Below are 23,834 nucleotides of genomic sequence, written 5' to 3'. Positions count from 1 at the left end.
AAGCGCACCCGCGTCAACCATGACGGTCAAACACGACCTCCCGCGATCAACCTCGGTCAGGCGCTATCAAACCAAGCCCAAACATCAGCCACGACACGTAAACAGCCCAATAATGTAACTCAGTTATTGGGGAAATTACGTATTTTTCGGCCGCTTAAACGATGCATTGCGCTGCATTAGGAGACAAACCGGTAAGCGCCTCAAAGGTTTGAAAGCTCTCGGAGATTGCCCAGGAACACATACCCCACGCCGTGCACAGTATGCAGCGGCAAGCGAATGCCTGTCTGCAAGACTTTGCCGCGCAGTCGGCAGATAGCCACATTCAGGGTGCGCAGGTTGGTGCTCGCGCGCAATGCCATCAATTCGTCACGCAACAATTCCCGGTTTGGATTGCGCAGCAGGCAGATGAAGCACGCGCGTTCGATTTCAGTCAGGTCGATACGCACGCCGCTGGGCGCCAACAGGGTCCAGCCCCGGTACAGCAGGCTCCACCAGCCATCAAGGCGGTCATTCGCCAACGGCAGGGGCGCGGCGGTCTGGGGCAAGGCGGAAGCGTCCGGCGGCTGCGATGCCAGGCGGGAAAAAACGTCGAGCGCGTTCATGGCGAGTCTCCACCAGGACGGCCCTCGCCAACAGTGGCGGCGGCCGGATCCCGGAACAAGGTTGCTGTTTGTCCTTGAAGACTACCGGCCTTGCGGCCTTGTGACGCGGGTTTGACGCGCGATGGGCCCGAGTATCAGACCAGTCCTACGAAACCCTAGCTAATTGCGCGTGCCGTTCCGGTGGATATCGTGCGTGACAAAGCAACTGTCTTGTGTGGGACGGGCCAGGATGCCGGGTTTGGCAAGCGTCTGGCGGATGTCGGACAAGCCGGACTCCCAGTGTTCGCGCATGGCCTCGGTGCCGAATTCATAGTCTTTGGAATAGCGCTCCCGGTGCTTGGATTCGTAGATCAGGTTGATGATGTTGGTGGCCGGCGTGTGCGACAACTTGCGGATATCGGCCAGCTCGGGCGCGTTGCGATCAGCGTCGGGCAGGCGTTCAAGCAGGCGCTGCAAGCCGTGGCGCAGTTTCAGCACGCGGCGCAACTGGTCGGTGACCAGGCGTGTGCGGCTGGAATACTGGATGTCTTTCTGGCGCTCGGCCACCTCTTCCAAGGTCGTGGGCAGGCCGCCGCGCGCGGGCCAGAGGTCAACCTGGAAGGCCAGCGTGTCGCGCATGTTTTCGGTGGTCAGCACTTGCGCCAGCGGCGTGTTGGACACCACGCCGCCATCCCAATAGTGTTCGCCGTCGATCTCCACGGAAGGAAAGCCCGGTGGCAAGGCGCCCGACGCCATGATGTGTTCGGGGCGCAGCGTGTCTTTCAGGCTGTCGAAATACGCGAAGTTGCCCGACTGCACGTTCACCACGCCGAAGCTGGCACGGACTTCGCCGCTGTTGAGCAGGTCAAAATCCACGAACTGGCGCAGGGTGGCGGCAAGCGGTGTGGTGTCGTAGAAGCTGGTGGAGGCCGCGCCCCGGCCCTTGGCCAGGTAAGGCGGCGGAAAGCGCGGCTTGAAGAAGCCCGGCTGCCCCGAAAACAAGGCCTGGAACGCGGACACCTGGCCGTTCATGGCCGGCGAGCCGAAGCCGAACGGGATGCCTTCAAACATGCCCGCCAGCGTATCGCCCCATGGCACCGACGCAAAACCCGCGGGCCGGCAGATGCTTTCCCAGAAACCGCGCAAGCGATCAACGCGCTCATCTTCGCGGGAGCCCGCGATGATGGCCGCGTTGATCGACCCGATGGAAATGCCCGACACCCAGTTAGGCCGGATGCCGGCCTCGTGCAAGCCCTGGTAGACCCCCGCCTGGTAGGACCCCAGCGCGCCCCCGCCTTGCAGCACGAGAGCGACGGTGTCGTAGGACGGCGTATTGCCGGTGTCTTTGGACAAGGCATTGCGGCGAGTGGTCATGCGGCTACCTCGGGTCAGGGTTTGCTTTTGTCCGGCAGTTGCGGCGCGGCCACGCCGGCGCGGAACGGATACTTGGAGAAGATCTGGGCCACGGCCTTGTCCACGCTTTGCGGCGTGTTGGCGCTATCGGGGTTCTGCACTTCGCCCACGGCCACGCCTTCCCACACCAGTTGCTTGCGGCGGGCGTCGACCAGGTCAATGTTCAACGTGCCCTCGGTGTATTGATAGACGTCGTCGCCCCAGCCGTAGCCGGGCCAGCCGCCGTAAAAGCCCGAGCGGTAGCCGTAGTACGGTCCCATGGGCGGCGCGGCGGGCGTGACCTGCGTTTTTTGCTGGAGCTTGGCGCCGAAGTTCACCAGCAGGTCGGGGTTGGATGCGTTGTAGGTGTAGCCGCGCATTTCCATCTGGCCGCGCGTGGCGTCCTTGAGGCGCTCGGTGAGCAAGGTGCTGTAGCCGGCCTTGTCGGTGCCCAGGGGCGTCATGTAGCCGAAGGTTCGGTACTGCGCAAAATTGGCCTGATGGTCGTAGTCGCCTTTGATCGTGGGCCCCGAGGCGCAAGCCGCGAGCAATGCCGTCATGGAACCCGCCGTCAACCATTTCACCGCTTTGATCGCTTTCATGTGGATGTCTCCGAGAGCACAGGGCCACCACATAGTGCCGCGAAGCCCGTAAAGTTTCAACAGAATCTCATTCGCATCCCGTGCCGACGCCCCCCCGGCCGCGCCTCGCCGCGCCCTGCCCGTCCATTACACTCGGGGCTGACTTTTTGACCCTGATGCTGACCACCATGTTGGAACTCGACGGCTCGATCTGGTTTCGTTCCGGCGCCCAGACCTGGGGCGGAAAAAATCGCATAGACCTGCTGGCGCAAATTGACGCCACCGGCTCCATCACGGCCGCCGCGCGCGCCGTGGGTATGAGCTACAAGGGGGCCTGGGACGCCATCGACGCCATGAACAACCTGGCGGGCGAACCGCTGGTGCTGCGCGCGGCGGGCGGCAAAGGCGGTGGCGGCACGCAACTGACCGACCGCGCGCGCCGCCTGATCGTGACCTTTCGCGCCCTGGAGTCCGAACACCGTAAATTCATGGACAAGCTGACGCACGCGGGGCTGAACGCCAGCGGCGACATCGACCTGATGAGACGCTTCATGTTGAAAACCAGCGCACGCAATAAATTTTTGGGCACGGTGACCGAGATCCGCACCGGCGCCGTCAACGACGAAATCCAGCTTCGCATTGCGGGCGGCCATCTCATCACCGCCACCATCACGCGCGACAGCACGGCGGAACTGGGCTTGGAGCCCGGCAAAGAGGCGATTGCGTTGGTCAAGGCGTCCGCCGTCATCATCGGCGCGCCGGGTCCGGGCTTGCGGCTGTCGGCGCGCAACCAGTTGCTGGGGCAGATCTCGGCCATCCGGCCGGGCGCGGTCAACAGCGAGATCCTGATCGGCATGGAAGGTGGCGCCACGCTCGCGGCCATCGTCACCAATGACAGCGTGCAGGAACTGGGGCTGGAAGTGGGTGCGCCCGCCGTGGCCATCTTCAAGGCATCCAGCGTGATCCTGGGCGTGCTGGACTAGGCGCGGGCGCCTGCCGAGGCCACAAGCGCGGGCTTAATGCTTGGGATCAAAGCTTGGGATCAACGCTTGGGATCAAATCCCCACGTCATCGCGGCGGCTGCCGACCTTGCCGTCGCGCACTTCAAAGACCTCGTCGGCCAGGGCGTCGACATCCGCCGGGTCATGCGTGATCAGCAACATCGGCACGTCAAGCTGCCGCTGCAAGGTACTAAGCTCCTGGCGCATCCGGCCGCGCAGGTGCGCGTCCAGCGCCGAGAACGGCTCGTCCAGCAGAAGGATGTCGGGTTGCAGCATCAAGGCCCGCGCCAGCGCCACGCGCTGCTTCTGGCCGCCGGATATTTCGCCGGGATAACTGCCCACGATGGCGCCCAGCTCAAAGGCATCGACCCAGCGTTTGGCCTCGGGCCCCACTTCGCGCCGGGGCGGATTGCGCCAGCCCCGGCGTAATCCAAAGGCGATGTTCTGCGCCACCGTCAAATGCGGAAACAGGGCGTAGTCCTGAAACAGATACGCCACGCGCCGCGCCTGCGCGGGCAGGCAGATGCCGGCTTGTGAGTCGAACAGCACCCGGCCGTTGATCTCGATGCGCCCGGCGTCCGGGCGCAGCAGCCCCGCCACGGCGCGCAAGGTCAGGCTCTTGCCCGCGCCCGACGGCCCGAACAGAGCGATGCGCTTGGACGACGAGGTAAACGCCGCGTCCAGCTGAAAGTGCCGGTCGCCTGACACCATGCGTCGGGAGATCTGGATGTGGATGCTCATCGCCCGCCCCCATCGCGCCGGCTGGCGCCCACGGGCAGCAGCTTGCCCGCCGCCACCAAGACCACCACGCAGGTTATCGACGTGACCAGCACCAGCAGATTGGCGGTGCGGTCGTCGCCCGCCTGCACGGCTTCGTAGATGGCGACCGACAGCGTCTGCGTGCGGCCCGGCAGGCTGCCGGCGATCATCAGCGTGGCGCCGAATTCGCCAAGCGCCCGAGCAAAGGCCAGCAACACGCCCGCCACGATGCCACGGGCGGCCAAGGGCAGCGTCACGCGGAAGAACACGCCGGCTTCGCCCACGCCCAGCACACGCGCCGCGTTTTCCAACTGGACGTCCACGTTTTCAAACGCCGCGCGCGCTGACTTGAATACCAGCGGAAACGCCACGATGGCAGCGGCGATCACCGCGCCCTGCCACGTGAAGACCAGTTCAATGTTCCACTTCGCCAGCGTTTCGCCGATGATGCCGCGCCGGCCCAGCAACACCAGCAGGTAGTAGCCCAGCACGGTAGGCGGCAGCACCAGCGGCAGCGTCAGGATGGCGTCCAGCAGATCACGGCCCGGCCAGCGCCAGCGCGACAGGCCATAGGCAGCGGCGGTGCCGGCCACGGTGGCCAACAGCGTTGCCCAGCCGGCCACTTTCAGCGACAGCAGCAGCGGCACCCAGACCGAATCCGTCATCGATTCCCGCCTATCAAACAGCAATCACGGTTGCTGGAAACCATACCGCGCCAGGATCGCCTGGCCCGCGGGCGACCGCACATAGGCCACGAAACGTTCGGCTTCCGGCGCCGCCGCCTGGCGCGCCGTGATGGCAATCGGATAGGTCACGGGCGTTTGCGAGGGCACGCGCACCGCCACCTTGACCTGCTCGGGCATGACGGCGGCGTCGGTGGCAAACACGAAACCGGCGTCGACCTCGCCGCGCGACACGTAGGCCAGGCTTTGGCGCACGTTTTGCGCCAGCACGCCCTTGGCTTGCACGGCGTTCCACAAGCCCGCCGCTTCCAGCGCGCCCTGCGTGTAGCGCCCCACCGGCACCGACGCCGGGTTGCCGTAGGCGACGCGCTTGATGTCATCGCGGGTCAGATCTTTCAGCGACGTGATGTTGGCCTTGCTATCGGCCGGCACGATCAACACGACCTGGTTCGCCGCGAAGTCCACGCGCGATGCCGGCTTCACGGCCTTTTCTTCCACGGCCTTGTCCATCGCCTTCTGGTCGGCCGAGGCGAACACATCCGCCGGCGCGCCCTTCAAGATCTGTTGCAGCAGGACGTCGGACGCGCCGAAGTTCAGCACGACCTTGGTGTCCGGATGTTCCTTTTCGTAGGCCTGCGCCACGTCCTTGAAGGCGTTGGTCAGGCTGGCCGCGGCCGATACGACCAGGTCGGCGGCCTGCGCGCCAGGCATCCACAAGGCGGAAAGCACCAGGGCCAGCGCCGGCAGCGCACGTTTGCAAGACATAGTCTTCCTTGGAAATTACGGGTTCGGTAGCGAAATATATAGCGGTATATAACGACCGTCAATTTGGCGCGCAGGCGTGGTCTGCGCCCGATCAAGGATTAAGGCTTAAAGGAAAAAATCGGGTTCAGCCGCGCTCGACGGTTGTGACGCGCAGCGTTTCCGGCGCCAGCGCCGCTTGCAGGCTGGCCAGCGCCAGCTCGGGCTGGGCCGCGCCGCACATGAAGATGTCCAGTGCCGCGAAGCAATGTTCGGGCCAGGAATGGATGCTGATATGGGATTCGCTCAGCATGACCACGCCGGTCACCCCGGCGCCCTCGCCAAAGTGATGGAAATGCGCGCTCAGCACATTGGCGCCCGCGGCCCGCGCCGCCGCGACCAATTGCGCTTCAAGCCCCTTGGCGTCGCGCAGAAGGTCGGCGGCTACACCGCGAAAATCGGCCAGCACATGGCGGCCGGGCGTGGCGTGCACCGTCACTTGTGCGACCCGCCCGACGACCAGCCCGACCCACCCGACGAACTGCCCCAACTGCTGCTGCTACTGCTACGGCTGCCGCTGCCCCCGCTCATGCTCACGCCCGGCGAGCTGGCGCCCGTGGCCGCCATCACCACCACCAAGGCATAGATGCCATACAGGAACTTGCCCATCGTTCTACTCGTCCTTTCCGGAAAGCTTGTCCGCCAGCTTGGCGGGGAACCACAGGAACGCCAGCCCGATCAGGATCGGCACGAAGCGGCCGTTCAGGATGTTGCCGAAGTTCAGGAACACCATGCCGATCGTCGCGATCCAGGCCCATTTGCTGTATCCGCCCGGCTTGCCGCCCAGCGGCAGGGACTTCTGCTTGGCCAGCTCGGGGTTGCCGAACCATTCCGCCAGTTGCGCCGGCGCCACCGGCGCCGATGCCGACCAGCCCAGCTCGGACTCGCTCAGTTCGCGCGTCAGCTTCAGCGTGCCGGCCTTGTAGTCGGTGATCTTCGTGGTGTCGCCCGCCTTGACGCGCCAATTGAACGCGCCCAGCGGCATCTCGACCCGCGAGGTGTAGTCGTACAGCTTCTGGTACAGCTTTGAGCGCCAGCGCACGCTGGTGGCGTTGTTCAGGCTGGGCCAGGTGTCGCAGACTTGCACGCGCTCCCAGCCCTCGTCCGTTTCCACCAACCAGATAAAGCCCTTGGCCGGGTTGAACAGCAGGTATTCGATCCAGTCGGACGGCTCGTCGGGATCGGGATCGGCGCATTTCATCAAGCCGATCAGCGTATAGCTGACGCCGCTGATCTTGGCCACCGCGCCCAGCGACAAGGTGGTGCTAATCGACTTGACCTTGCGCGCCTTCGCGATGACTTCGGCGGTGGGGCCGGAACAATCGACCGCGGCCGCGCAGGACGGGCACACCACATGGGTAGCCATGGCCGCCACGAAACTGATGGGCGCGCCGCAGTTGGGGCAGTCCAGCGCCTTGATCTGGCCGCGAAAACGGCCGGCCGTCTCTTCCACCTGCTCGTTGCTGCGCAACGATGCCGCCTGCATGGCGGACAGGTCGAAGGCCTTGCCGATATAGAGCTCGGGTTCGGGGCCGTCGGAAAAATCCAGCGTGAGAAAGGCGTCCAGGCTGCGGAAATCCGCTACCTTGGCTTCCCAGCCCTTGCCGGGCACAAAGGGCAGTTCGCCTTGCGCGCCGCCGGCCTGCGCGCGGCGCACGTCCGCCGCCACGAAGCGCTGCCCGTCCAGCTTGAGCACATCACCCGGCGCGATGTCGGCAAAGGCCGGCAGCCCTTGCGTGGACTTGACCGTGCGCCGCCGTGTGACCGCGTACTGGCCCGAGGCGTCCGACAGCCAGCCGTCGGCGCCGTCTTCGAACCAGACGTACCACTCGTTCCAGAAGCCGTCGTCATAGCGCAGTTGAATGCGGCCGATCACATCGAAGCGCTTGCCGTCGACGCTGCCCGCCGCGCCCAGGCACAGCGGCGAATAGTCTTCCAGCACGTCGGCCATTTCGCCAATGCGCTTGACCGACTCGGCATCTTTCAACAAGGTGCTGCGGCATGCGCCGCAAACCGCCATGACCGAGGCGGTAGAGGTGAACTTGACCGGGGCGCCGCACTGCGGACACAGAACCTGCTGCATGGGGCCTTAGCTGGTCAGTTTCTTCAGCACTTCCGCCTTGGCCGTGTCGTAATCGGCGGCGGTGATCAGGCCTTTATCCAGCAGGTCTTTCAACTGCTGCAAGCGCGCGACCGGGTCGGGTTGCGAAGGCGCCGCGGGTTGCTGGGGTTGCGCCGGTTGCTGGGGCTGGGCTTGCCCCACGCCCAAACCCGCCGCCATGGTCTGCCCCAGCGCCGCGCCCGCCGCCAGGCCCGCGCCCACGCCGGCGATACCGCCTTCGTTCTGCGCGGCCAGCGGTATCGCGGTGGCCGTCTGGTACTGGGTGAACTTGCCCAGGTCGCCCGCCATGCCCATCGAAATCCGCGTGTCCAGCGCCTTTTGCAGTTCTTCGGGCAAGGACACGTTTTCAACCGTGAAGTTGTCCAGCTTGACGCCATAGCGGTCGAACACCGGCGCCAGTTGTTCGCTGATGCTTTGCGACATCAGCCCCTGGTTGCCCGCGATATCCAGGAACGGCACCTTGGACCCGCCCAGCGCCGTGGTCATGGCGGCCACCACCATGTTGCGCAATTGCGCTTCCAGGTCGTCCACCGTGTATTCGTCGCGCGTGCCGCTGATTTCGCGATAGAACTTGGCCGGGTCGGCAATCTGGTACGAGTACACGCCGAAGGCGCGCAGCCGCACCATGCCGAATTCGCTGTCGCGCAAGGTCACGGGTTGTGCCGTGCCCCAGCGCCGGCCCAGTTGCAAGCGCGTGCTGAAAAAGATCACGTCCGACTTGAAGGGCGACTCGAACAGCTTGTCCCAGTTCTTCAGGTAGGTCAGGATCGGCAGCGTCTGCGTGGTCAGCTTGTACATGCCGGGGCCGAACACGTCGGCCACCTTGCCTTCGTTCACGAACACCGCCATCTGCGATTCGCGCACGGTCAGGCTGGCGCCGTACTGGATTTCAAAGTCCTGCATCGGATGGCGCCAGGCGAGCACGCCGTCGCGATCCTCGTTCCATTGCAGGATGTCGATGAACTGCTTGCGAATAAAGGAACCGAGACTCATGAAAAGCTCTCCCGTGTCAGATCGGATTCGATGGCGCCCGCCTTCAGGTCAGGCAGGCCGCATTCACGATGCCGGCGGCCAGCGAGATCGAACCGATCAGGCCGCCCATGGCGATGTTGTTTTGTTCGATGGCCTCGTTCATGCCCTGGACGGCCTTGTTGACCACCACGTACACAACGATCTGCACCAGCATGGCGGCCAGGCCCCACACCAGGAACATCACGAAGCTGGCATGCACGGCAATGCTTGAGCACAGGGTGAAGCTGAAGCCCACCAGCGCACCGCCATACGACAGCACGGCGGCGATATTGCCTTCGCGGATCAGGTCGAATTCCTTGTAGCGGGTCACGGCGGTATAGACCGCGGTGAAGACGCCCAGCATGACAAGCGCCGAGACGATATAGATCAGATAGGTCACCGCCGGATGCATCGCTTCTCCCATTGCCACCCTCCTAATTGCGCGCAGTATATACGCGGCGTTCGATATACTGCGAACGCATTTTTCGCCCCGGACACCTCATGCGCGACCGCGTTCTCATCCTATCGGTATTGATCGTTGCTTCCTGCGGTTTGGGCTATGAGCTCATCAGCAGCGCGCTGGCCAGCTATTTACTGGGCGATTCCATCCTTCAGTTCTCCTCCGTCATCGGCTGCTATTTGTTCGCCATGGGCATCGGCTCGTGGTTGTCAAAATATGTAAGAGACGAAGACGTTTTGAATCGGTTTATCGACGTCGAGCTGCTGGTGGCCCTGTTGGGCGGCGTCTCGGCGGCCGTGTTGTTCCTGGTGTTCGCCTGGCTGTCCGCACCCTTTCGCGCGGCGCTCTATGTGGGCGTTTTCGTCATCGGCTTGATGGTGGGCATGGAGATTCCGCTGGTGATGCGGGTGTTCAACCAGCGCAAGGCCGAATTCCGGGAAATCGTCAGCCGCGTGCTGACCTTCGACTATCTGGGCGCGCTGGCCGTGTCGCTGATCTTCCCGCTGCTGCTCGCGCCCAAGCTGGGGCTGCTGCGTACCAGTTTCCTGTTCGGCATCCTGAACGCCAGCGTGGCCTTGTGGACCACGTGGCTGTTTCGCGCCGAGGTGCGCCGCCCCGGGGAAAAGGCGTTGCGCGCCTGCGTGGTGATCGGCTTCCTGGGGCTGGGCTTCTTCTATTCCACCGCCATGACGACCTGGGCCGAAAAAGGCCTGTATGGCGACGACGTGGTGCATGCCGAAACCACGCCCTACCAACGCCTGGTGGTAACGCGCTGGCACGACGACCTGCGCCTGTACATCAACAACAACCTTCAGTTTTCGTCGCGCGACGAACATCGGTACCACGAATCCTTGGTGCATCCGGGCTTGCAGACGCTGCCCTGGGCGCGCAACGTGCTGGTGCTGGGCGGCGGCGACGGGCTGGCGGTGCGCGAAATCCTCAAATACAAGAACATCGAACACATCACGCTGGTGGACCTGGACCCGGCCATGACCGGGCTGTTCTCGCGTTCCGAGCCGCTGGTCGAATTGAACCAGGGTTCACTGAAGGACCCGCGCGTCACCGTCATCAACGACGACGCCGGCCGTTGGCTGGAAACGCACGCCGAGGTCTACGACTTCATCGTGGTGGATTTTCCCGACCCGTCCAATTTCGGCCTGGGCCGCCTGTACTCGGTGCCCGTCTATTACCTGATGGCGCGCCACCTGGCGGAAAACGGCTACATGGTGATCCAGTCCACGTCGCCCTACTTCGCGCCGCGCTCGTTCTGGAGCGTGGACGCCACGCTGAAGGAAGCGGGGCTTAACACCTGGCCGTATCACACCTATGTGCCGTCGTTCGGCGACTGGGGCTTCATTCTGGCCAGCAAGCGGCGCGACTACACACCGCCCGACAAGATCACCGTGCCCACGCGCTATCTGGATGCCGTCACCACGCGCGAACTCTTCCACTTTCCCGCCGACATGCCGGCGCTGGCGATGCCGCCCAACCGCTTGAATGAGCAGTCGCTTGTGCGCTATTTCGACGAGGACTGGCGCAAGGTCATCCGCTGATGCGCCGCCGCAGCTTTCTTCTGGGCGCGGCCACGGCGGCGGTGGCGGGCGCGGCAGGGTACGCCCGGTCGCGCATCGTCGAGACGCCGGCCGACGTGTCCTATCCCGGCATGCAGGCCGGGCATGCGCTGCGCGACGGTGCCGCGCTGCCCGCGCCCACGGCCAACTATCGGCATCAGGTGGTTATCTTGGGCGCGGGGGTGGCGGGCCTGTCCTGCGCCTGGAAGCTGGCGCGCGAAGGGTTCACCGATTTCGTCGTGGTGCAAGGGCCGGAATTCGCCGGCAACGCGGCGGGCGGGCAGCGCGACGAACTGCACTATCCGCTGGGCGCGCATTACCTGCCGCTGCCGTCGATGGCGTCCACCCACGTGCGCGAGATGCTGGCCGACTTCGGCATCATCGAACGCGGCGCGGGCGACATCCGCCCGTACTACGACGAGTCCATCCTGGTGCATTCGCCGCAAGAACGCCTGCTGCGCAACGGCCATTGGGAAGACGGCCTGCTGCCCATGACGGGCTTGCCAGACGCGGACGTGGCGCAACACCATCGCTTCCTGGCGCTGATCGAACGTCTGCATACCCAGGTAGGCAACGACGGCCGCAAGGTCTTTTGCATTCCGCTTGTGCTGTCGTCTGAAGACCCCGCCTGGCGGGCGCTGGACACCATCACCTTCAAGCAATGGCTGGACCGCGAAGGCTACACGTCGCCCGCCTTGCACTGGTATCTGAACTACTGCTGCCGCGACGATTACGGCGCCAACTACGACGTGGTCTCGGCCTGGGCGGGCCTGCACTATTTCGCCAGCCGCGACGGCCATGCCGCCAATGCAGGCGAAGGCGCGGTGCTGACCTGGCCGGGCGGCCTGTCGGTGCTGGCCGAGCGCATGCGCCAATCCATCGACGCAAAGCTGGGGCACCCCCGCTGGCTGATGGCCGGCACGGCCGTGCGCGTGGCCGACACGCCCGCCGGCCCCTTGACGACTTGCCTGACCGGGGACGCCAAGCCGCGCGCCTACACGCTGCAAAGCCGGCGTACCGTGTGCGCCATGCCGCTGTTCGTGGCCCAACGCCTGCTGCCCGACATCCGCGCCTATGGGTATGACCCGGCCGTACATGCCTCGTCGCATGCGCCCTGGTTGGTGTCCAACTTCGTGCTGGACGGCTATCCCATCGAGGCCCCCGGCGAACCGCTGTCCTGGGACAACGTGGTCTACCAGGGCCGGGCGCTGGGGTATGTGGTGTCCACGCACCAACTGCTGCGCGTGACACGCTCGCCGCGCAGCGTCTTCACGGCTTATCACGCGCTAAGCGGGCAGTCACCCAGCGCCGCGCGGCAATGGCTGGCCACCGCCAGCCCGCAAGACCTGCGTGACGAAGCCGCCGCCGACCTGCTTGCCGCCTATGGCAAGGAGTTCTGGCGCAACGCTCGCCGGCTCGACATCACCGTGCGCGGCCACGCCATGGCCTCACCGCTTTGTGGTTATTTATCCAACGCCGGGCTTGCCGCCTTGCGCGAAGTGGACGGCCCGGTGCTGTTCGCGCATGCGGACTTGTCGGGCTATTCCGTCTTCGAGGAAGCGTCGTGGTGGGGCGTAGTGGCGGCGGGCCGGATTTTGGGACAAGCCGCGCTAGGTAAAGGAACAGGTACAGCTACAGGAACAGGAACACATGGATAAGCACGTCATCGTCTTGGGCGCGGGCATTGTGGGCGTGTGTTGCGCGCTGGAGCTCTTGCGCCGGGGTGTGCGCGTGACGCTCGTTGACCGTCAGGCGCCCGGCATGGAAACGTCATTGGGCAACGCGGGCGTGCTGGCGCGCAGTTCACTGATGCCGTTCAACCACCCCGGCTTGTGGGGGCAACTGCCCCGGCTGATGAAGAACGACAGCGTGCAGTTCCGCTATCGCGCGTCGTATCTGGCCAGGAACCTGGGCTGGGCGACGCGCTTTTTGTTGAACGCGCGGCCGTCGGTATTCAAGGAAACCGTGAATGCGCTGGACGGTTTGATCCGGCTGTCCGCGCCCGAGCATTTGAAACTGTTGCTTGATGCCGGTGCTCGCCATCGCTTGCGAGACACGGGCTGGGTGTTTTTGTACCGCAGCGAGGCGGCGTGGAACGGCAGCGCGTTGGCGCGCAACACCTTTGCGCAGTATCAGGTGCCGACGCAAACCTTGAATGCCACCGAATTGGCGGAGCTGGAACCGGCGTTGTCACCGATCTTTCACCGGGCGCTGTGGATCCAGGGTTCGTATTCGGTTGACGACCCGCATGCGGTGGTCACGGCCTACGCCGACCTGTTCCGTGCAAAGGGCGGCACGTTCCGGCGCTTGCAGGCCGCCAGCATCCGCCGCGACGGCCAGGGATGGACGGTGCTTGGCGCGCAGGCGTCCGAGTCGGTGTCGGCGGACCAGTTGGTGGTGGCGTTGGGGCCGTGGTCGAAGGCGATGTTGAAGAGCACGGGCATTGAGCTTCCCATGGCGTTTGAACGCGGCTATCACATGCATTACCGAGGTGAAGACGGGGCAAGCGTCACGCGCCCGGTGTACGACACGGGCGGCGGGTATGTGTTGTCGCCCATGGCGCGCGGGCTGCGATTGTCGACGGGTGTGGAATTGGACGCCTGCGACGCCGCGCCACGCAACACGCAGTTGGACATGGCGGAAGCGCGGGCGCGTGAAGCGTTTCCGTTGGGCGAGCGCTTGGACCCCAGCGCGTGGCTGGGCCGGCGCCCTACCCTGCCGGACAGCCGGCCGATGATCGGGCAGGCGCCGAAACACCCTGGGTTATGGCTGGCGTTGGGCCACCAGCACATCGGTTTCAGCACCGCGCCGGGCACGGCGAAGATTTTGGGTGAGTTGATGTTCGACGAGGGCGAGGCATCGCGCCACCATGCGTTTCGGCCGGGGCGGTTTATTTAGGTGGGGGTCGTTTGACGATCGGGTAATGGGCAAATGGCGATCGCCATAAAGGAAAGCCGGTGTCCTTCGTAGGATGGGTGAAGCGCGCGATGAACGGCAACGTATCGCCGCCGCCCCAACGCGCGCAACCCATCATTTACCGCCCCAACGCGCGCAACCCATCACACGCCGCCCCAACGTGCACGTTCCGCACGCCAACGCGCCGCCCATGTCACGCCGCCGTCCTACCCCAACAACAACGCATCATCCGACAGCTTTTCCCCGCGCACGCGCTCGAACATCGCCAGCAAATCCGGCACGTCCATGCCGCGGCGCTCGTCGCCAGATACGTCCAGCACCACCTGCCCTTGATGCAGCATCACCGTGCGGTCGCCCACGTCCAGCGCCTGGCGCATGCTGTGGGTCACCATCATGGTCGTCAACTGGTTTTCGGCCACGATGCGCGCCGTCAGTTGCAGCACGAAATCCGCGGTGCGCGGATCCAACGCCGCGGTGTGCTCGTCCAGCAGCAAAATCCGTGACGGCTGCAAGGCCGCCATCAGCAGGCTGACCGCCTGACGCTGACCACCCGACAACAACCCGATGCGGTCGGTCAGCCGGTTTTCCAACCCCAAGCCCAACGTAGCCAGGCGCTCACGAAAACCGTCTTTCATCGACGCCTTGACCGCGCGGCTGTAGCCGCGACGCACGCCGCGCATCTGCGCCAGCGCCATGTTTTCTTCAATGGTCAGGTCTTCGCAGGTGCCCGCCATGGGGTCCTGGAACACCCGCGCCACCCGGCCGGCGCGCGCCCAGACGGGCTGGCGCGTCACGTCCACGCCGTTGATATCGATGCTGCCCGAATCAATCGGCAGGTCGCCAGACACCGCGTTCAGGAACGTGGACTTGCCGGCGCCGTTGGACCCGATGACGGTCACGAACTGGCCCGAGGGAATGTCCAGCGACAGGCCGCGCAAGGCGCGGGTTTCGATAGGCGTTCCCGCGTTGAAGGTAATTTTCAGATCTTTGGCGGACAACATATCAGCGCCCCTTCTTGCCGACGAGACGGCGCTTGAGCATGGGGATGACCAGGGCAATCGTGACCAGCACCGCGGTGACGAGGTTCAGGTCTTGCGCCTTCAGGCCGATGAAATCGCTATTCAACGCCAGCGCGATGAAGAAGCGGTAGACGATGGCGCCGATGATCACGGCCAGCGTCGCCAGCACCAGCTTGCGCGACGGCAGGATGCTTTCGCCGACGATCACCGCGGCCAGGCCGATCACGATGGTGCCGATGCCCATCGAAATATCAGAACCACCCTGCGTCTGCGCGAACAGCGCGCCGGCCAGCGCCACCAGTGCGTTGGACAGCGCCATGCCGCCCAGGATCATGCGGCCGGTATTGACACCCTGTGCGCGAGCCATGCGGCCGTTGGAGCCGGTGGCGCGCAGCGCCAGACCGCTTTGCGTGGCGAAGAACCAGTCCAGCGCCAGCTTCACCAGGATCACGATCACGATCAGGATCAGCGGGCGGGCGACGTAGTCGGAAATCCAGCCCGGCTGCAAGATGGTGAACACGGTGGGTTCGGTGATCAGCGGCACGTTGGGCTTGCCCATGATGCGCAGGTTGATCGAGTACAGCGCGATCATCATCAGGATGCTGGCCAGCAGGTCCATGATCTTCAGCTTCACGTTCAACCAGCCCGTCACCAGCCCCGCCGCCGCGCCGGCGATGGTGGCGACGACCGTGGCGGTAAACGGGTCGGTGCCCGACGCGATCAGCGTGGCACAGACGGCGCCGCCCAGCGGAAAGCTGCCGTCAACGGTCAGGTCGGGGAAGCGCAACAGGCGAAAGGAGATAAACACGCCCAAGGCCACCAGGCTGAAGATCAGCCCGATCTCCAACGCGCCTAACAACGAGAACAATGACATGGGTTAAATCCAATCAGGGTAAGGATGGTGCATATTAAAGACTTGAAACGTCGGATTTCTTGCGTTCCGGCATCAGTTTTACCCGAGCTTTCGCAACAAACGTTTCTCGGTTCGTCGGGGACGGGGCCGCCGCGCACCCCAAAAAAACATAACAAAAACCCCGCGCACGCCGCTTGAGCGTGGCGGGGTCTGGCCGGAATCGCTTTACTTCACGACCACCGCGGCCGACTTGATCACGTCGTCGGACAGCGTCACGCCCTGTTTGGCGGCGGCGCCCGGGTTCACGTAGAGCTCAAGCTTGGAGATGACTTCCGACGGGATGGCACCGGGCTTTTCGCCCTTGAGGATGCGCACCACCACCCTGCCGGTCTGCATGCCCAGGTCGTGGTAGTTGATGCCCAGCGCCGCGATACCGCCGCGCTTGACGCTGTCGGTGTCCGAGGCGATCAGCGGGATCTTGGCGTCGTTACCCACCTTGACCAGCGATTCATAGGCCGACACCACGTTGTTGTCGGTGTTGGTGTAGATGACGTCGACCTTGCCGATCAGGCTGCGCGCGGCCGAGGCCACGTCCACCGAACGCGGGGCGGCGGCTTCCACCAGGCTCATGCCCGACTTGGGCAAAATTTCCTGCAGCTTCTTCACCACCACGACCGAGTTGGCTTCACCCGGGTTGTAGACGATGCCCACGCGCTTGGCGTTGGGCACGATCTTCTTGATCAGTTCAACCTGCTTTTCCAGCGCCAGCATGTCCGACACGCCGGTCACGTTGGTGCCCGTGGCGTCCATGCTCTTGACCAGTTGGGCGGCCACGGGGTCGGTCACGGCGGAATACACCACCGGCACGTCCTTGGTGGCGGCCACGACGGCCTGGGCCGAAGGCGTGGCGATGGCGACGATGGCGTCCGGGCGGTCACCCACGAATTTGCGGGCGATCTGCGCGGCGGTGCCGTTGTTGCCCTGCGCGCTTTGGTACTGCCACTTCAGGTTCTTGCCGGATTCAAAACCGGCTTGCTTGAGGGCGTCTTGCACCCCGTCACGCACGGCATCCAGCGCCGGGTGCTCGACGATGGCGGTCACCGCCACCGATTTTTGCTGCGCGGACACCGGCGCGGCGATAGCCATTGCCAGCGCCATGGCGCCAACCGTCAGAAAATGTTTTTTTCCGATCAGCATACTAAGCTCCTTGAACCCTTGGTTTTTGTTCGTTACTACAACTGCGCCGGCGGCTTCCCGCCGGTCGGTCAGCCGTAAAGCCGTATAGTCTAACTTGCCGCCAGACAAAAGAATTTGCGGGGAATCCCTGAAATGGTGCATGCCAATCAGGCATGCCCCAAGCCAGGGCGCGCGGCGCCAATATACTAAATATCGCCACCCGGGCTCTTGCTGCCCGCGCTTCATGCAGCAGCCCGGGGCAACCCGTCAGACGCATCCAAAGGCCTCACCATGATCAAACGCGCGCTGGGCCGTTCCGGCCTGCAAGTTCCCCCGCTTACCTTCGGCGGCAACGTCTTCGGCTGGACCGTCGACGAAGCCGGCGCCTTCTCCCTGCTTGACGCCATGGTGGACGCGGGTCTGAATTTCATCGACACCGCCGACGTGTATTCGCGCTGGGCTCCCGGCAACCAGGGCGGCGAATCCGAAACCTTGATCGGCAAATGGCTCAAGCGCTCGGGCAAGCGCGACCGGGTGATGATCGCCACCAAGGTCGGCATGGAAATGGGCCCTGACGCGGTGGGCTTGTCGCCCGCGTACATCCGGCGTGCGCTGGAGGCCTCGCTGGCGCGGTTGCAGACTGACTACGTGGATTTGTACCAGTCGCACAAGGACGACCAGGACACGCCTCTGACCGACACGCTGGCCGAATACGCCAAGCACATTGAAGCCGGCAAGGTGCGCGCCATTGGCGCGTCGAACTACACGGCGGTGCGCCTGTCCGAAGCGCTGATCGCGGCCGAACGCCACGACCTGCCGCGCTACGAAAGCATCCAGCCCGAATACAACCTGTACAACCGCGCGCCCTTCGAATCCGGCCTGCAAAGCCTGGTGAAGACGCAGCAGATGGGCACGATCAACTACTACGCGCTGGCCAGCGGCTTTCTTAGCGGCAAGTACCGCAGCGCGGCGGATGCCGGCAAAAGCGCGCGTGGCCAGAAGATCGTGGACACGTATCTGAACGAACGCGGCATGCGCATCCTGAAAGCGCTGGACGAGGTCTCGGAAGACGCCGGCTGCACGCCCGCGCAGGCCGCGCTGGCCTGGCAGATCGCGCAGCCGGGTATCACCTCGCCCATCGTCAGCGCCACGTCCCTGGCGCAGCTTGACGAACTGGTCAAGGCCGCCAGCTTGACGCTGACGCATGACCAGTTGACCAAACTGAGCCAGGCCAGCGAGTGGCGCTGACGAGGACCAAGCGCCGCTAGCGGCAACGTAGCGGCGCCCCCGTCAATCCAGCGTCACGCCGGAATCCTTCACCACTTTGGCCCAGCGAGCCACCTCGCTGTCGACGAACTTGCCGAAGGCGGGACCCGTCATGTTGGGCACCGCCGAGCCATTGCCGGCCCAGGTTTCCTTCAACTTCGGCGTGTTCAATGCCTTGGTGATTTCAGACGCCATCTTGTCGACCGCCGCTTGTGGCGTGCCGGCCGGCGCCCAGATGGCGTACCACGTGGACACCACGTAATTGGGCACGCCCGCCTGGGCAGCGGTGGGCACGTCGGGCAAGGAAGCCGACCGCTCGGTGGCGGCCACGGCAAGAGGCTTGATCGCCCCCGCGCGGATATGTCCGGACGACGAGCCCAAGCCGTCGAACGCCATGTCCACCTGCCCGCCGATCAGCGCCGACAACATAGGCCCCGCCCCTTGATAGGGCACGTCAACTAACTTGATGCCAGTCTGCATGGCGAACAGCTCACCCGCCAGATGGTGCGTGCTGCCCTTGCCGGCCGTGCCGTAGTTGATTTCGCCGGGATGCTTCTTGGCATAGTCGATGAGTTCCTGCAGCGTCTTGACCGGCAGCTTGCCGGGGTTGATCACCACCACTTGCGGCGGTTGGGCCACCAGCGCGACGGGCACGAAGTCCTTCTGGATGTTGTAGCTGAGGTTTTTGTAGAGCGAAGGAGCCAGCGCATGGTGCGCGCCGCCCATGAAGAAGGTGTAGCCGTCGGGCTTGGCCTTGGCCGCCACACCGGCGCCCACCGTGCCACCCGCGCCGCCCTTGTTGTCGATGACGACCGTCTGACCCAACTGCATGGTCAGTTGCTGGGCCAGCGGGCGGGCGAAGGTGTCCGTGCCGCCGCCAGCGGGGAACGGAACAATCAAGGTGATGGCGCGCTCTGGCCATTGCGCGGCGGCCGAGCCGCCGAAACCCAGGGCTGCCACGGCGAATACGGCCGTGGCGATCTTGCGAACTTTCATAATGTCTCCTCTTGCTGCATCACGGGGACGGCGCGGTTGTCTGCGTCTCGTCTCTTGAATTTTTTATTGAATGAAGCTGCCAGGACTGCATAGCGGGGATGGGGTCGGCATCGCCTCCTTTGAAGAAAAAAATGCCGGCCCCTGAAGGCCGGCACTGATGGTTGGCGTCACAGCGCCTGATAGGTTTCGCGCAGCACGTTCTTTTGCACCTTGCCCATGGTGTTGCGCGGCAGTTGGTCGATGATGTGCACGCGCTTGGGCACCTTGAAGTTCGCAATGCGCGACTTCAGTTCGCGCTGCATCGCGTCGGCGTCCAGCGACACGCCTTCCTTGGGCACCACCACCGCGACGACGGCTTCGCCGAAGTCCGGATGCGGCACGCCGATGACGGCCGATTCGGCCACGCCGGGCATGTCGTCGATCAGCGTTTCGATTTCCTTGGGATAGACGTTGAAGCCGCCCGAGATGATCAGGTCTTTGCTGCGGCCCACGATGGACAGGTAATCGGACGGCGCGTCACGGCCAGCGGATTCGCCGCCCCAGCGGCCCACGTCGCCCGTCTTGAACCAGCCGTCTTCGGTGAATTCCTCGCGCGTCTTTTCCGGCATGCGCCAGTAGCCCGAAAACACGTTGGGCCCGCGCACCTGCACGTTGCCGATCTCGCCCGGCGCAAGCGCTACGCCCGCGTCGTCCACCACCCGCACCTGCACGCCCGGCAGCGCGCGGCCGACGGTGCCGGCCAGGCGTTCGCCCAGCTTTGCGTCGTAAGGGTTGGACGTCAGCATGACGGTTTCGCTCATGCCGTAGCGTTCCAGAATGGCGTGGCCGCTGCGCGTCTTGAAGTCCGAGAAGGTCTCGGCCAATAGCGGCGCCGACCCCGAGATGAACAAGCGCATGTTGGCGCACACGGCGCGGTCAAAGCGCGGGTCGGCCAGCAGGCGCACGTAGTAGGTAGGCACACCCATCATCACCGTGCTTTGTGGCAGATAGCGCAATGCCTGATCGGCGTCCAGCTTGGGCAGCCAGATCATTTTGGCGCCCGCCAGCAAGGCCCCGTGCGAGGCCACGAACAAGCCGTGCACGTGGAAGATGGGTAGCATGTGCAACAGCACGTCGTCTTCGCGCCAGCCCCAGTATTCGTGCAGCACCTGCGCGTTGGCGGCCAGGTTGCCGTGCGACAGCATCGCGCCCTTGCTGCGGCCGGTGGTGCCCGATGTGTACAGGATGGCGGCCAGGTCTTCCGGCTTACGCTCCACGGTCTTGAACGTTTGCGGCAGGCTGCCCGCGGCGTCTAGCAGCGTGCCCGTGCGGTCTTCGTCCAGCGTGTAGACGTGCGCGCAGCCGGCCTTGTCGGCGGCGCGCTGCACCCAGTCTTGGTTCTTGCTGGCGCAGACCACGACGGCCGGCTCGGCGTTGCCCAGGAAGTATTCGATCTCGGCTTCGCGGTAGGCCGTGTTCAGCGGCAGGTACACCAGGCCGGCGCGCAAGGTGGCCAGATACAGCAACAGCGCTTCCGGCGACTTCTCCACTTGCACCGCCACGCGCGACCCGTCGGGCAGGTTCAGCGACGTCAGCAGGTTGGCCAGGCACGCAGTGGCGCGGTCGATGTCATCCCAGGTGTATTCAAGGTCGGGCGTTTCCAGCGCGACTTTGCTGCGGTCTTTGGGAAAGCCGCCTTGTAGGACAGCATATAGATTGGCGTTGCTCACCTTGGTCAGTCTCCGGAAAAGGATGGATCTACGCCGGCCAGGAATGCGCGCACGCCTTCCTGGTGGTCCCGGCTTTCGGCATAGGAGAAATAATCTTGATATTCGTCTTCGGTCAAGGCGCCACCTTGGGCAAGCCTGGCCGACAGGCGTTTATTGATGCGGGCGGCCAAGGGCGCGCCCTGGCAGATGCGTTCGGCGCTGCGGCGCGCCGCATCGGCAACCTGCTCATCCGGCACGATGCGGGTCAGCAGGCCCAGGCCGTGGGCCTCGTCGGCGCCGAACACGCGGCCTTCCAGCAGGATGGCCAGCGTGGCCGCGCGCCCGACCAGCGCCAGCAGGCCGCGCATTTCATCGGGCGCCATGGGAAAACCCAGGCGGTTGATCGGCACGCCGAAACGGGCCGACGCGCCCGCGATGCGCAGGTCGCACTGGCTGGCGATTTCCAGCCCGCCGCCCACGCACACGCCTTCAATCTGCGCCACCACCGGATGCGGGCAATTGGCCACCGCTTGCAGGGCCGGCGCCAGGATGTCGCGGTGATAGCGCTGCACGCCCGCCATGTCGGCGCGCTGGGCGGGGAATTCGCGGATGTCCGCGCCCGCCGCGAAATTGCCGCCTTCGCCGCGCACGATCACGCAGCGCAGGGCGTCGTCGGCCGACACGCGCGTGAACACGTCGCGCAGTTCGCCCCACATGCCCACCGTTATCGCGTTCAGGCGCCCCGGGTGCGATAGCGTCACCCAGGCCAAGGCCCCTTCGCGTTCCAGCCGCACGCGGCCGGTCACGTCTTGCGTCATGTCCCCTACCCTTTTTTTATTGATATGTCTTGCCGTCGTCGCCGGGCAATGGCGGTCAGGCCACGCGCCCCACGCCTCGGCTGACCTGGGGCTTGCCTTCGCCCAGGCGCGCCAGGTTGGTGTCGAGCTCGTCAAGGTCGTACAGGTAATTGACCATCAGCGCGCAAGATTGCTTGAGCCCCTTGGTCGATGTATCTGCCGCCCAGTTCAAGCGTTCAATGCGGGCGCCGTTGCCCAGGTGAAAGCGCGCCACCGGGTCCAGCGGCAAGCCGTTTTTCATGGATTGCAAATAAGTCGCCGCCAGGCGGAATCCCGCGCGCTTGACCACGTCGGACGCCGGGCCTTGCGCGGCCTTGGCCAGGCGCGACACCCAACGCTGCCCGTCCGGCACGCCTTCGCGCTTGCGGTCCTTGGCGCGCGATTTGTCTTCGCGCACGATGGCTTCCACGGCGTCGGCGTCCAGCTTGCCCAGCCAGTCGGCAAAACCGGGGATGGGCGACAGCGTGGCAAAGTTCTTCAGCTTGGGCAGTTCTTCCAGCAGTTGCTCAACCACGCGCTTGAGCAGGAAGTTGCCGAAGCTGATGCCCTTCAGGCCGGGCTGCGTATTCGAAATGGAATAGAAGATGGCCCAGCGCGCCTTGTCCAGATCCTGCGGCGGCAGCGTGCTGTCCAGCAGCACCTGCACGTTGTCGGCCATGTTGCCGGCAAACGCCACTTCCACGAAGATCAGCGGCACGCCCGGCATCTGCGGGTGGAAATAGGCGTAGCAGCGGCGGTCGGGCGACACGCGGCGGCGCAGGTCATCCCAAGAGGTGATCTCGTGCACGGCTTCGTACAGGATCAGCTTTTCCAGCAGCGAGGCGGGCGAATCCCAGGTCAGCGGGCGCAGTTCCAGCAAGCCCACGTCAAACCATGCCGACAGCAGGCCTTCCAGTTCCTTGTCCAGCCCCTGAATGCCGGACACCTGCTTGCGCCAGCGCAGCATGTCAGCCCGCAGATCCACCAGGAAGCGCAGGCCGTGCGGCAAGGCGTTGAAGCGTTTGAACAGGCGCGTGCCCTCGCCGCCATCGGCCGGGAAGGTGGCGCGCACTTGCGCCAGCGCGGCCAGCATCAGCCGGCGGTCCTTGCCGTCGGCCGCGCTGTACTGCTCACACCAGCGGCGCGCCAGCTTATTGGCGGCTACGTCGGTCAGGCGCGCTTCGAACAGGCGGCGCACTTCGGATTCGCTGGGCAAGCGCCCGCGTTCCCACAGCTTGCCCAGCCGCGTCATCAGGCTGGCGCCTTCAGCCGCGGCGGCGGCATCGATCAGTTCGGGGTCGGGCTCAGGCGTGCGAGCGCCCCGCGCGGGCGCGAGATTGGCGGGTACGGACATGGGCGGGCTCCTGGATAACGATGGGATCGGTCAAAATCGGGTCGGCGGCGTCTTCATTGGCCAATGCGCGCAGGGCTTCCAACTGCCGCATCAGATGGGTGTGGGCCAGCGCCTGGGCGGCGTCGCTGTCGTGCGCTTTGAGCGCATCGAAAATGGCCAGGTGCTCGGCGCAGGACTGCTGGATGCGCCCGGGCCGTGCCAGGCTGCGGTGGCGCGACAGGCTGAGCACCTTGCGCAGGTTGCCCACCATGTCCGACAGCCATTGATTGCCGGCCAGCGCCTGCACGGCTTCGTGGATCAGGTAATTGGTTTGGTAGTAGGCGTCGATACGGCCGGCGCGTGCGTGGCCGGCCAGTTCGGCATGCAGCGGCTCAAGCGCCGCCAGCTCCGCGTCGCTGGCCTTGCGTGCGGCCTCGAAGGCGCAGCGCCCTTCCAGCATGGCCATCAGCGGGAAGATGTCTTCCAGGTCTTGCGTGGAAAGCTCGTTGACGAAGCAGCCGCGCCGGGGCTCCAACCGCACCAGCCCTTCGGTGGCCAGCACCTTCAGCGCTTCCCGCAGGGGCGTGCGGGAAATGCCCATTTCGCCGGCCAACCGCAGTTCGTCGATCCACTCGCCATTGCACAGCGCACGCGCGTGAATCATGGCGCGCAGGCGATCCGCGACTTCCAGGTAGAGGGCTTGACGGACGATGGGTTGGCTCATGGGATGGCGGCGGGGGGGTGCGCGAGCACTGCGCCGTAATTCATAATTATGAACAGGCCCATGTT

Annotated in this window: 24 protein-coding genes; 5 read left to right on the top strand and 19 right to left on the bottom strand. The window is 64.8% G+C overall.

The window, feature by feature from the left end:
- Window positions 1–200: 200 nt before the first annotated feature.
- The 3 genes from M2361_RS02540 to M2361_RS02530 form a co-directional block, all read right to left on the bottom strand.
- The gene (locus M2361_RS02540; protein ID WP_259246072.1) at window positions 201–602 is read right to left on the bottom strand and encodes a helix-turn-helix domain-containing protein; all 402 of its coding nucleotides are present in this window, start codon (window positions 600–602) and stop codon (window positions 201–203) included.
- A 159-nt stretch (window positions 603–761) separates the two neighbouring features.
- A complete protein-coding gene (locus M2361_RS02535) occupies window positions 762–1,955 on the bottom strand; it encodes a patatin-like phospholipase family protein (RefSeq protein ID WP_259246071.1) in 1,194 nt (397 codons plus the stop codon).
- 14 nt (window positions 1,956–1,969) lie between these two features.
- Window positions 1,970–2,566, bottom strand: a complete 597-nt coding sequence (locus M2361_RS02530) for a DUF4136 domain-containing protein (protein WP_404976342.1) — start codon at window positions 2,564–2,566, stop codon at window positions 1,970–1,972.
- Window positions 2,567–2,742: 176 nt separating this feature from the next.
- On the opposite strand from M2361_RS02530, the gene M2361_RS02525 reads away from it, so the two are divergent.
- Window positions 2,743–3,537 (top strand): TOBE domain-containing protein, encoded by a 795-nt coding sequence (locus M2361_RS02525; RefSeq protein ID WP_259249221.1) that lies wholly within the window; start codon window positions 2,743–2,745, stop codon window positions 3,535–3,537.
- A 72-nt stretch (window positions 3,538–3,609) separates the two neighbouring features.
- Here the strand turns inward: M2361_RS02525 and M2361_RS02520 are convergent, their stop codons facing one another.
- From M2361_RS02520 to M2361_RS02485, 8 genes are all read right to left on the bottom strand, one after another.
- Entirely contained in the window at window positions 3,610–4,296 is a 687-nt protein-coding gene (locus M2361_RS02520) for an ATP-binding cassette domain-containing protein (RefSeq protein ID WP_259246069.1), read from the bottom strand.
- Window positions 4,293–4,979, bottom strand: a complete 687-nt coding sequence (gene modB / locus M2361_RS02515) for a molybdate ABC transporter permease subunit (RefSeq protein WP_259246068.1) — start codon at window positions 4,977–4,979, stop codon at window positions 4,293–4,295. Before modB ends, M2361_RS02520 begins: the two co-directional genes overlap by 4 nt.
- A gap of 24 nt (window positions 4,980–5,003) precedes the next feature.
- Complete coding sequence (gene modA / locus M2361_RS02510) at window positions 5,004–5,762, bottom strand: molybdate ABC transporter substrate-binding protein (RefSeq protein WP_259246066.1); 759 nt, start codon at window positions 5,760–5,762, stop codon at window positions 5,004–5,006.
- Window positions 5,763–5,886: 124 nt separating this feature from the next.
- Window positions 5,887–6,237, bottom strand: a complete 351-nt coding sequence (gene speD, locus M2361_RS02505; RefSeq protein ID WP_259246065.1) for an adenosylmethionine decarboxylase — start codon at window positions 6,235–6,237, stop codon at window positions 5,887–5,889.
- Window positions 6,234–6,407 (bottom strand): hypothetical protein, encoded by a 174-nt coding sequence (locus M2361_RS02500; protein ID WP_259246064.1) that lies wholly within the window; start codon window positions 6,405–6,407, stop codon window positions 6,234–6,236. The genes speD and M2361_RS02500 overlap by 4 nt, the downstream gene beginning before the upstream one ends.
- Before the next feature lie 4 nt (window positions 6,408–6,411).
- The gene (locus tag M2361_RS02495; protein WP_259246063.1) at window positions 6,412–7,881 is read right to left on the bottom strand and encodes a DUF4178 domain-containing protein; all 1,470 of its coding nucleotides are present in this window, start codon (window positions 7,879–7,881) and stop codon (window positions 6,412–6,414) included.
- 6 nt (window positions 7,882–7,887) lie between these two features.
- Window positions 7,888–8,913 carry an SPFH domain-containing protein gene (locus M2361_RS02490; RefSeq protein ID WP_259246062.1) on the bottom strand — a complete coding sequence of 342 codons (1,026 nt, stop codon included), beginning with the start codon at window positions 8,911–8,913 and terminating at the stop codon, window positions 7,888–7,890.
- 43 nt (window positions 8,914–8,956) lie between these two features.
- Window positions 8,957–9,343: a DUF350 domain-containing protein gene (locus M2361_RS02485; protein WP_100857823.1), complete on the bottom strand. Its 387-nt coding sequence runs from the start codon at window positions 9,341–9,343 to the stop codon at window positions 8,957–8,959.
- Window positions 9,344–9,432: 89 nt separating this feature from the next.
- Here M2361_RS02485 and M2361_RS02480 point away from each other — a divergent pair, with 89 nt between their 5' ends.
- The 3 genes from M2361_RS02480 to M2361_RS02470 are packed head-to-tail and all read left to right on the top strand — an operon-like array spanning window position 9,433 to window position 13,860.
- Window positions 9,433–10,944: a polyamine aminopropyltransferase gene (locus M2361_RS02480; RefSeq protein ID WP_259246061.1), complete on the top strand. Its 1,512-nt coding sequence runs from the start codon at window positions 9,433–9,435 to the stop codon at window positions 10,942–10,944.
- Window positions 10,944–12,620 carry an NAD(P)/FAD-dependent oxidoreductase gene (locus M2361_RS02475; RefSeq protein ID WP_259246060.1) on the top strand — a complete coding sequence of 559 codons (1,677 nt, stop codon included), beginning with the start codon at window positions 10,944–10,946 and terminating at the stop codon, window positions 12,618–12,620. Before M2361_RS02480 ends, M2361_RS02475 begins: the two co-directional genes overlap by 1 nt.
- On the top strand, window positions 12,613–13,860 hold the full coding sequence (locus M2361_RS02470; protein ID WP_259246058.1) for an FAD-binding oxidoreductase: 1,248 nt from the start codon (window positions 12,613–12,615) through the stop codon (window positions 13,858–13,860). Before M2361_RS02475 ends, M2361_RS02470 begins: the two co-directional genes overlap by 8 nt.
- 224 nt (window positions 13,861–14,084) lie before the next feature.
- Here M2361_RS02470 and M2361_RS02465 read toward each other — a convergent pair whose 3' ends face one another.
- The 3 genes from M2361_RS02465 to M2361_RS02455 form a co-directional block, all read right to left on the bottom strand.
- Entirely contained in the window at window positions 14,085–14,879 is a 795-nt protein-coding gene (locus M2361_RS02465) for an ABC transporter ATP-binding protein (RefSeq protein WP_259246057.1), read from the bottom strand.
- 1 nt (window position 14,880) lies between these two features.
- Window positions 14,881–15,771, bottom strand: a complete 891-nt coding sequence (locus M2361_RS02460; protein WP_259246056.1) for an ABC transporter permease — start codon at window positions 15,769–15,771, stop codon at window positions 14,881–14,883.
- A 204-nt stretch (window positions 15,772–15,975) separates the two neighbouring features.
- Complete coding sequence (locus M2361_RS02455) at window positions 15,976–16,947, bottom strand: ABC transporter substrate-binding protein (protein ID WP_259246055.1); 972 nt, start codon at window positions 16,945–16,947, stop codon at window positions 15,976–15,978.
- Window positions 16,948–17,217: 270 nt separating this feature from the next.
- Between M2361_RS02455 and M2361_RS02450 the strand changes: the two genes are divergently transcribed.
- Window positions 17,218–18,174, top strand: a complete 957-nt coding sequence (locus tag M2361_RS02450; protein WP_259246054.1) for an aldo/keto reductase — start codon at window positions 17,218–17,220, stop codon at window positions 18,172–18,174.
- A gap of 42 nt (window positions 18,175–18,216) precedes the next feature.
- On the opposite strand, the gene M2361_RS02445 is transcribed toward M2361_RS02450, so the two are convergent.
- The 5 genes from M2361_RS02445 to M2361_RS02425 all read right to left on the bottom strand — a co-directional run bounded on the left by M2361_RS02445 (window position 18,217) and on the right by M2361_RS02425 (window position 23,769).
- Window positions 18,217–19,188: a tripartite tricarboxylate transporter substrate binding protein gene (locus M2361_RS02445; RefSeq protein WP_259246053.1), complete on the bottom strand. Its 972-nt coding sequence runs from the start codon at window positions 19,186–19,188 to the stop codon at window positions 18,217–18,219.
- Window positions 19,189–19,355: 167 nt separating this feature from the next.
- Window positions 19,356–20,897: a malonyl-CoA synthase gene (locus M2361_RS02440; protein WP_100856524.1), complete on the bottom strand. Its 1,542-nt coding sequence runs from the start codon at window positions 20,895–20,897 to the stop codon at window positions 19,356–19,358.
- Window positions 20,898–20,902: 5 nt separating this feature from the next.
- The gene (locus tag M2361_RS02435; protein ID WP_259246052.1) at window positions 20,903–21,694 is read right to left on the bottom strand and encodes an enoyl-CoA hydratase/isomerase family protein; all 792 of its coding nucleotides are present in this window, start codon (window positions 21,692–21,694) and stop codon (window positions 20,903–20,905) included.
- Between the two features lie 55 nt (window positions 21,695–21,749).
- Window positions 21,750–23,066 carry a malonyl-CoA decarboxylase gene (locus M2361_RS02430; RefSeq protein ID WP_259246051.1) on the bottom strand — a complete coding sequence of 439 codons (1,317 nt, stop codon included), beginning with the start codon at window positions 23,064–23,066 and terminating at the stop codon, window positions 21,750–21,752.
- The gene (locus tag M2361_RS02425; RefSeq protein WP_259246049.1) at window positions 23,017–23,769 is read right to left on the bottom strand and encodes a GntR family transcriptional regulator; all 753 of its coding nucleotides are present in this window, start codon (window positions 23,767–23,769) and stop codon (window positions 23,017–23,019) included. Before M2361_RS02425 ends, M2361_RS02430 begins: the two co-directional genes overlap by 50 nt.
- Window positions 23,770–23,834: the final 65 nt, after the last annotated feature.

It is taken from the genome of Achromobacter sp. JUb104, assembly GCF_024806975.1.
Lineage (GTDB): Bacteria > Pseudomonadota > Gammaproteobacteria > Burkholderiales > Burkholderiaceae_B > Achromobacter > Achromobacter spanius.
The sequence above is the reverse complement of the archived record's forward strand: the minus strand, read 5'-3'. Positions and strand labels throughout refer to the sequence as shown.

Coding starts and splice junctions, on each gene's coding strand:
- M2361_RS02535 (WP_259246071.1), bottom strand. CDS start 1,955: ATGACCACTCGCCGCAATGCCTTGTCCAAAGACACCGGCAATACGCCG.
- M2361_RS02435 (WP_259246052.1), bottom strand. CDS start 21,694: ATGACGCAAGACGTGACCGGCCGCGTGCGGCTGGAACGCGAAGGGGCC.
- modA (WP_259246066.1), bottom strand. CDS start 5,762: ATGTCTTGCAAACGTGCGCTGCCGGCGCTGGCCCTGGTGCTTTCCGCC.
- M2361_RS02495 (WP_259246063.1), bottom strand. CDS start 7,881: ATGCAGCAGGTTCTGTGTCCGCAGTGCGGCGCCCCGGTCAAGTTCACC.
- modB (WP_259246068.1), bottom strand. CDS start 4,979: ATGACGGATTCGGTCTGGGTGCCGCTGCTGCTGTCGCTGAAAGTGGCC.
- M2361_RS02470 (WP_259246058.1), top strand. CDS start 12,613: ATGGATAAGCACGTCATCGTCTTGGGCGCGGGCATTGTGGGCGTGTGT.
- M2361_RS02475 (WP_259246060.1), top strand. CDS start 10,944: ATGCGCCGCCGCAGCTTTCTTCTGGGCGCGGCCACGGCGGCGGTGGCG.
- M2361_RS02465 (WP_259246057.1), bottom strand. CDS start 14,879: ATGTTGTCCGCCAAAGATCTGAAAATTACCTTCAACGCGGGAACGCCT.
- M2361_RS02425 (WP_259246049.1), bottom strand. CDS start 23,769: ATGAGCCAACCCATCGTCCGTCAAGCCCTCTACCTGGAAGTCGCGGAT.
- M2361_RS02430 (WP_259246051.1), bottom strand. CDS start 23,066: ATGTCCGTACCCGCCAATCTCGCGCCCGCGCGGGGCGCTCGCACGCCT.
- M2361_RS02485 (WP_100857823.1), bottom strand. CDS start 9,343: ATGCATCCGGCGGTGACCTATCTGATCTATATCGTCTCGGCGCTTGTC.
- M2361_RS02450 (WP_259246054.1), top strand. CDS start 17,218: ATGATCAAACGCGCGCTGGGCCGTTCCGGCCTGCAAGTTCCCCCGCTT.
- M2361_RS02460 (WP_259246056.1), bottom strand. CDS start 15,771: ATGTCATTGTTCTCGTTGTTAGGCGCGTTGGAGATCGGGCTGATCTTC.
- M2361_RS02445 (WP_259246053.1), bottom strand. CDS start 19,188: ATGAAAGTTCGCAAGATCGCCACGGCCGTATTCGCCGTGGCAGCCCTG.
- M2361_RS02520 (WP_259246069.1), bottom strand. CDS start 4,296: ATGAGCATCCACATCCAGATCTCCCGACGCATGGTGTCAGGCGACCGG.
- M2361_RS02500 (WP_259246064.1), bottom strand. CDS start 6,407: ATGGGCAAGTTCCTGTATGGCATCTATGCCTTGGTGGTGGTGATGGCG.
- M2361_RS02525 (WP_259249221.1), top strand. CDS start 2,743: ATGTTGGAACTCGACGGCTCGATCTGGTTTCGTTCCGGCGCCCAGACC.
- M2361_RS02455 (WP_259246055.1), bottom strand. CDS start 16,947: ATGCTGATCGGAAAAAAACATTTTCTGACGGTTGGCGCCATGGCGCTG.
- M2361_RS02480 (WP_259246061.1), top strand. CDS start 9,433: ATGCGCGACCGCGTTCTCATCCTATCGGTATTGATCGTTGCTTCCTGC.
- M2361_RS02540 (WP_259246072.1), bottom strand. CDS start 602: ATGAACGCGCTCGACGTTTTTTCCCGCCTGGCATCGCAGCCGCCGGAC.
- M2361_RS02490 (WP_259246062.1), bottom strand. CDS start 8,913: ATGAGTCTCGGTTCCTTTATTCGCAAGCAGTTCATCGACATCCTGCAA.